The sequence below is a fragment of the Deltaproteobacteria bacterium genome, assembly GCA_016874775.1.
Classification (GTDB): domain Bacteria; phylum Desulfobacterota; class Binatia; order Bin18; family Bin18; genus VGTJ01.
Genome location: VGTJ01000268.1, coordinates 1 through 5,294 on the forward strand (window position 1 = coordinate 1; position 5,294 = coordinate 5,294).

The following is a 5,294-nucleotide window of genomic DNA, read 5'->3' on the forward strand; positions in this document are numbered from 1 at the left end:
CAAAGGCCTACAGGTCTCCGACGATGAGTTTCAAGCGCTCAATATCAAACCCGGTAAGTTTCATGGCGATTGGAACTATACGCTTCTTCCTCGCTCTTAATCGGTAACTTAATTCTTGCCCATGCCTAACCAGCGGTTGGTTACTGGTGGCTGCGAGCCTGTGCGGAAAGCCGCTCAGGCCACTCACGATCTTTGCTTCAAAAGCGAAGCCGGCTTCGGCAAATGCCGGAGCGTTGGGAATCGTGGCATGCTGTTCGATGGCCGGCTTGAGTGGGTTCTGGTTACGCGGCAGCACCACGATGTTCAGCGTCAAGGTGTTGCCATCGAAGAACTGCGGGAAGGGGAGGATAGAGAATCGTCGGTTCTTGTCCATATCTGAGTTTCCTTAATGCAGACTTCAGTGGGCTTTCCATTGGTTATTACCCTCACCCGTACTCGCGCCGCTCGTACTGCCCTCTCCCTGCCAGGGAGAGGGATAGGGTGAGGATCGAAAGCGAGGGATGTAGGGTAGCACGATCGCACGTTACCCTACGCAATCTGTCGTTGCTCCTGCCACGAGGTACTAAAGCTAATATCAATGACCCAGAAGACGGTAATGTCCAAACCGAAAGTGACTTGTGCCGCCAGGTCAGTGCGGTCATTAGCGCGAGAAATCGTCCCCTTGGCTTCAATGGTAATGGTTACAGAGACAAGGCCAGCTAGGATTTCAGCATGACCTTGGAAGAGTAGGAAGGCGCTCACATTCAGTTTGACCGCATCCACGTACATCTCAACGCCTACCATGTAGAGGACGCTGACGTTGCCGGCGACTGGCAATCCCACCACAATCTGGGCACCGAAACCAAACTTGAGGGTCAACGACGGGCCAGTTTTGGTGTCAGCGGCAATACGGACACTGGCTTGGCCGACGGCATACACGGTGGCGATGCTGAGCGATACGCACATCACCGACAGACGACCGTAGAACTCCAAGAAGCCACCGGCGGTCGGTAGCAATTGCGTAGGGTCTGTGGTCACTTTGAGTGCGGCGTTAAAATAGGCGCCGAGTTTCAAACCAGCTTCGAGTTTGAGCGGTGCATTCGGGTCGTTGTAGAGAAAATCGGGCATGGGAAAGCGAACGACGGGGATTTCCTTGGCGGCTTCAAACTTGTACTCCCAGGTACCGGCCTTGTTACTCATGGCTAGCTTCAGGCCGCGTTGGAACGCATCTTTGTAGTTCTCGCCTTGCAGATCTTGGAGAATTTGCAGGATCTCAATAACCGGCTGCAGCTCAGGCGCAAACTCAATTTGCGGTGAAGGAAAGTCAGGATCGCTCGCGCTGCCCCCATACTGCGCTTCCGCTCCCTTCTTGGCGTCCCAGTTGCCTTTAATGGTCATCAGCCGTTTGATGGGACCGAGGTCGACCACCAACCCAACATTGCTCATGCGGCTTTTCCAGGTGTCTGCCAGATTGTTCGCGAAGGAGTCAACGTCGAAATTCAGGCTGCCTTTGAGGTTTTTGCTGCCACCCCCTTGGCTCTTGGGCTTCTGCACGTTGTCGGCTTTGTATTCAATATAGATTTTGAACGCGCCCCCAATCTCGATCAGCTTCCATTCCGTGTTGGGCAGATCGAACTCTTCGACTTTTTTCAGGAGCTCGAAACCTTGCTGTTTGACCGCGTTCACGACCTTGTCGATTTGCATGATCTCCAGCACTTGCTGGCCACCATCGGTGAGGGCGGTCTTGGTAAACTCAGTACCTTTGCTGAACAGCGAAATCGCATCACCAAAAGTGTTGACCGCATTGCCGATATTGGGAAACACCGCTTTAGAATTGACGATACGAAAGGCATCGACAAACAGCGGCGGCGTCTTGCTGAGCATCTTCTCCACCCCTTGTTTGAAGGAAGGAGTGAGGAATAGCGCCTTCTGCGTATCGGTACTCTGCAAGAACCCATAGTTGATCGTGCCATTCACAGCCGTGCGGAGCAGTTCGGTAGGGTTCGCGACACGTAGCAGTTCGTTGGCTGGATTCTTATCCAGCACCAATTGCCCGGCTTGTTTAACCAACTTGCCGATGCGGATGAGCGGTACACTCAGTTCCTGTGGGACCGGTGTGACTTCTCCGGTCCCATGTTGATGTTGCACCATGCTCCACGAGCCATCTTTAGGCAGGATGACGTTCCCACGACCGGCTGCGACAAAGGTTGGGTTGCTACCATTGGCAGCCACTGAGTTGCTGATATCAAAGCGATTCAATCGCATCTGCTGCCCGCTACTACCGATATTCACCACGCAATCGACCGGCCCGCCGATCGTGCCGAGTTGTCGAGTGATCAGGCTGCGTAGTGCATCGTTGGTCAGCGGTTGCCCAAGTGGAGCTACTTGCACGAAGCCTAAGATACGTTTCGACGCAATGAGCTTTTTCTCTTGCCCGTCGATCGTCTTGGTGACGTAGCCATTGAGCGGATTTTCAATTTCCACGTCAGCATTGAAGAAGACCGGCTGTAGATTGACTGGTAGTGAGAGTGCCGTGTTACCGTTCTGGGTAATGACGCCAAACTGATTGACGTACTCTGCGAACGGCGCAATCACCATCGGATCGGTGTACGGGGCGATCTCTGTGGTTTCCTTGATGTCTTTAATGTTGAAGAGCCCTTTGATGACTCCTGGGTGAATCTCATAGGTGGCTTGTTTCTCCACTGTCACCAGTGGTGGCGGCGGAGTCGGATTGGTGTCGTAGGCGTAGTAGGTGAAATCAAAACGACCGTCACTTTCGGCGCGCCAGCCGCTGTCATGACGATAGACATAGCCACTGCTTGTTCTGAACAGCGTGATGGTGCGCACGACTTTGATCGCCCACGGATACATGAGGCTTTTGACTTGGATAATCTCATGACCAGTGCGGCCAACGATCACGTCAAACTTGGCCTGGCTGGTCGAGGCAATCGGTGCTTTCGGGTTCAGCCAGTTACTAAACATACTGGCGCCATAGCCGCTGAGATCCCAACGAGTAAGTGGCACGCCACGTTCGTTCATCAGGCTCTGATTGGAAAAGAATTCGTTGTTGAAGATGAGCGTTGGTGTCGCCGCTAGCGTACTGTTGCCAGTGGGATTGCCGTTGAAGTCAAGGATATTGTTCAGTTGAACAGTACTGCCCTTGAACATGTCACCCTGGCCTTCGACCTGCGCTTCTCCGCCGTGAATCGCCAACTGAAGCGCACCAGTGACACTGTTGGCAAAGGACTTCGAATTGAACTGCACCTCCGTGCCTTTGCGACCCGGATACTGCTTTTGTAGTAAAGCCAACGCTTTCAAGCCAAACGGCAGAGTAAACAATGCTAATGCGGCAAACTGATCGTTCGTGTCGAAGGTACTGACCAAGAAGTTCGTCAGCGGAATTGGCGCGAGGGTGACCTGTTGATCGCTATTGTTGATGACGCGCGTTGGTCCGCCGTCGTTCGGGTAATAATTGAACCCACCGGCAGGATCGCCGGGGATACTCGGCGGTGTGAGGTTAAACACTGGCTCCCAGGAAATTTGTGGAACGGTAAAGAGCCGAGCGTTCGTGCCTTGGCTCACTACATCCATGCCTTGCACCTGGAGGGGTAAGCCAACGCCAGCTTGACCGGGAACCGGAACAGCAGTGTGGGTGGTAACCATTGCCATGCGGCGATTATCAAACACGCTGAAACTAATGCCCAACAAATCAGCGTTGGTGCTGACATCGAGCAGCGCGAATGTATCGCGCAGGAGGCGCTGAGTACCTTCATCCCATTGCCCTTCAAAATCCGGCAGTCTGGGGTGAGCGATCGAAGAACGCACGGCAAACTCTGCTTCATCACTCACTCATTGAGGTGTCTCACCACGAAAGAGTGCGTGCGGAGTGACTGGTGTGACACTTGGGTTTGCTGTTGTGGGCGTCGCGTTGGCGGTGGCTGGTGGCAACTGAAAGGGAGTTTGCAGTGGCGCAAAGTGAAACGAGAGTGCCACACTATCATTGGTTGTGGGTGTTGGTTGCCAGCGGATGAGCGCGACCAACCACAAGCGGATATTGGGGTTCACGCCAGCGGTCCCGGGAATGGCAGAACTACCACGATCACGAAACTGCGCGCGTAAGCTGCCGAGGTTTGCAGCATAGGGGTCTGGCAAGGTCGGCAGATACCCTTGCAACCCGAAGGTGAGAAATAGTGAACCTTTGGTGACTTTACGCAAGTCGTTGGCTAATTCGCCAAACAGTAAGCAGCCGTTCACTGGCGTCACTTTGAACAGGGCATTATGTAAGGCGAGGGCAATAGGCTTGGGAGACACCGGCGGTTGTTGCGAGAAGTCGACACTATCAAACAAAATGTTATCATCGAACAGGTACAGCAACTTGAGAGCCTTGCTGACGCCTAAAAACAGCAGCGAATTTTTCGAGCGAATAGGAACCGCTTCGCCGGCAACCGTGACTGGCCGGTCACTCTGTACGTCCGCGTTACACGACGTCGTCAAGGTTTCGATGCCGTTGGCCAGGGTATTGTAATAGAAAGGAGTCGTACGCGGGTACTGGACTTGGACAGTGGTGCCGTAAGGATTCTGCTCATCTTTCCACAAGGCAAACGTCTGCTGATAGGCAAGTGTCCCGGCAGTAAGGTCAGTAAGTGCAATGCGACCAGGTTCGGCCATGATGGACGGCTGAGTGAACGAGAGTTCGCTTCCTTGGAGTCCTGTCCAGGTACTGGTCAAGCCTTTGCCCGTTTTGACGAACAACGCGCCGATGCCAGCGGCTGGTGTGGGAGACAAAATGTCGATCGGTGCTGACGGCAGTGCCCAGGCACAGCTAGTGACTGAAGCTTGCCCGGCGAGCGTATGAAAAGGCGATTGATTGTTCGTGACCTGGAACGACGGACGTGAGCAGGTAAAGGGGATCAAGACGCGGTGTAGCGTGTGATCATAGGATGCGGGTGATACTCGATTCCACGCAAACGATGCCTTGTGACCATACACGACCCAACGGGCAGAAGAGATTTCGGTGAGAGAACTGCCTAAGCCTGAGAAGCGGAACGCTAGCTGTTGTGGCAACTGTAGGGTTGCATTGCGGGCGTCGATACCGTAGGGACTGGACGGGTCCGCATCGGTTGCCGTTGGTTGCTGAAGGGTGAGGGTAACCGTGACCGTGGTGCTCGGGGTAATCGTGAGCTTGCCGTTAGGCATGGGCAAGAATTAAGTTACCGATTAAGAGCGAGGAAGAAGCGTATAGTTCCAATCGCCATGAAACTTACCGGGTTTGATATTGAGCGCTTGAAACTCATCGTCGGAGACCTGTAGGCCTT

The 5,294-nt window shown here is 53.8% G+C and carries 3 protein-coding genes; all 3 read right to left on the bottom strand.

The genetic code is table 11. From position 1 onward, the window contains the following. Positions 1–7: 7 nt before the first annotated feature. A complete protein-coding gene (locus FJ147_26890) occupies positions 8–373 on the bottom strand; it encodes a hypothetical protein (protein MBM4259514.1) in 366 nt (121 codons plus the stop codon). 155 nt (positions 374–528) lie between these two features. Then, positions 529–3,804: a hypothetical protein gene (locus FJ147_26895; GenBank protein MBM4259515.1), complete on the bottom strand. Its 3,276-nt coding sequence runs from the start codon at positions 3,802–3,804 to the stop codon at positions 529–531. 24 nt (positions 3,805–3,828) lie between these two features. Next, positions 3,829–5,175, bottom strand: coding sequence for a hypothetical protein (locus FJ147_26900; GenBank protein ID MBM4259516.1), 1,347 nt, complete (start codon positions 5,173–5,175; stop codon positions 3,829–3,831). Positions 5,176–5,294 lie beyond the last annotated feature (119 nt).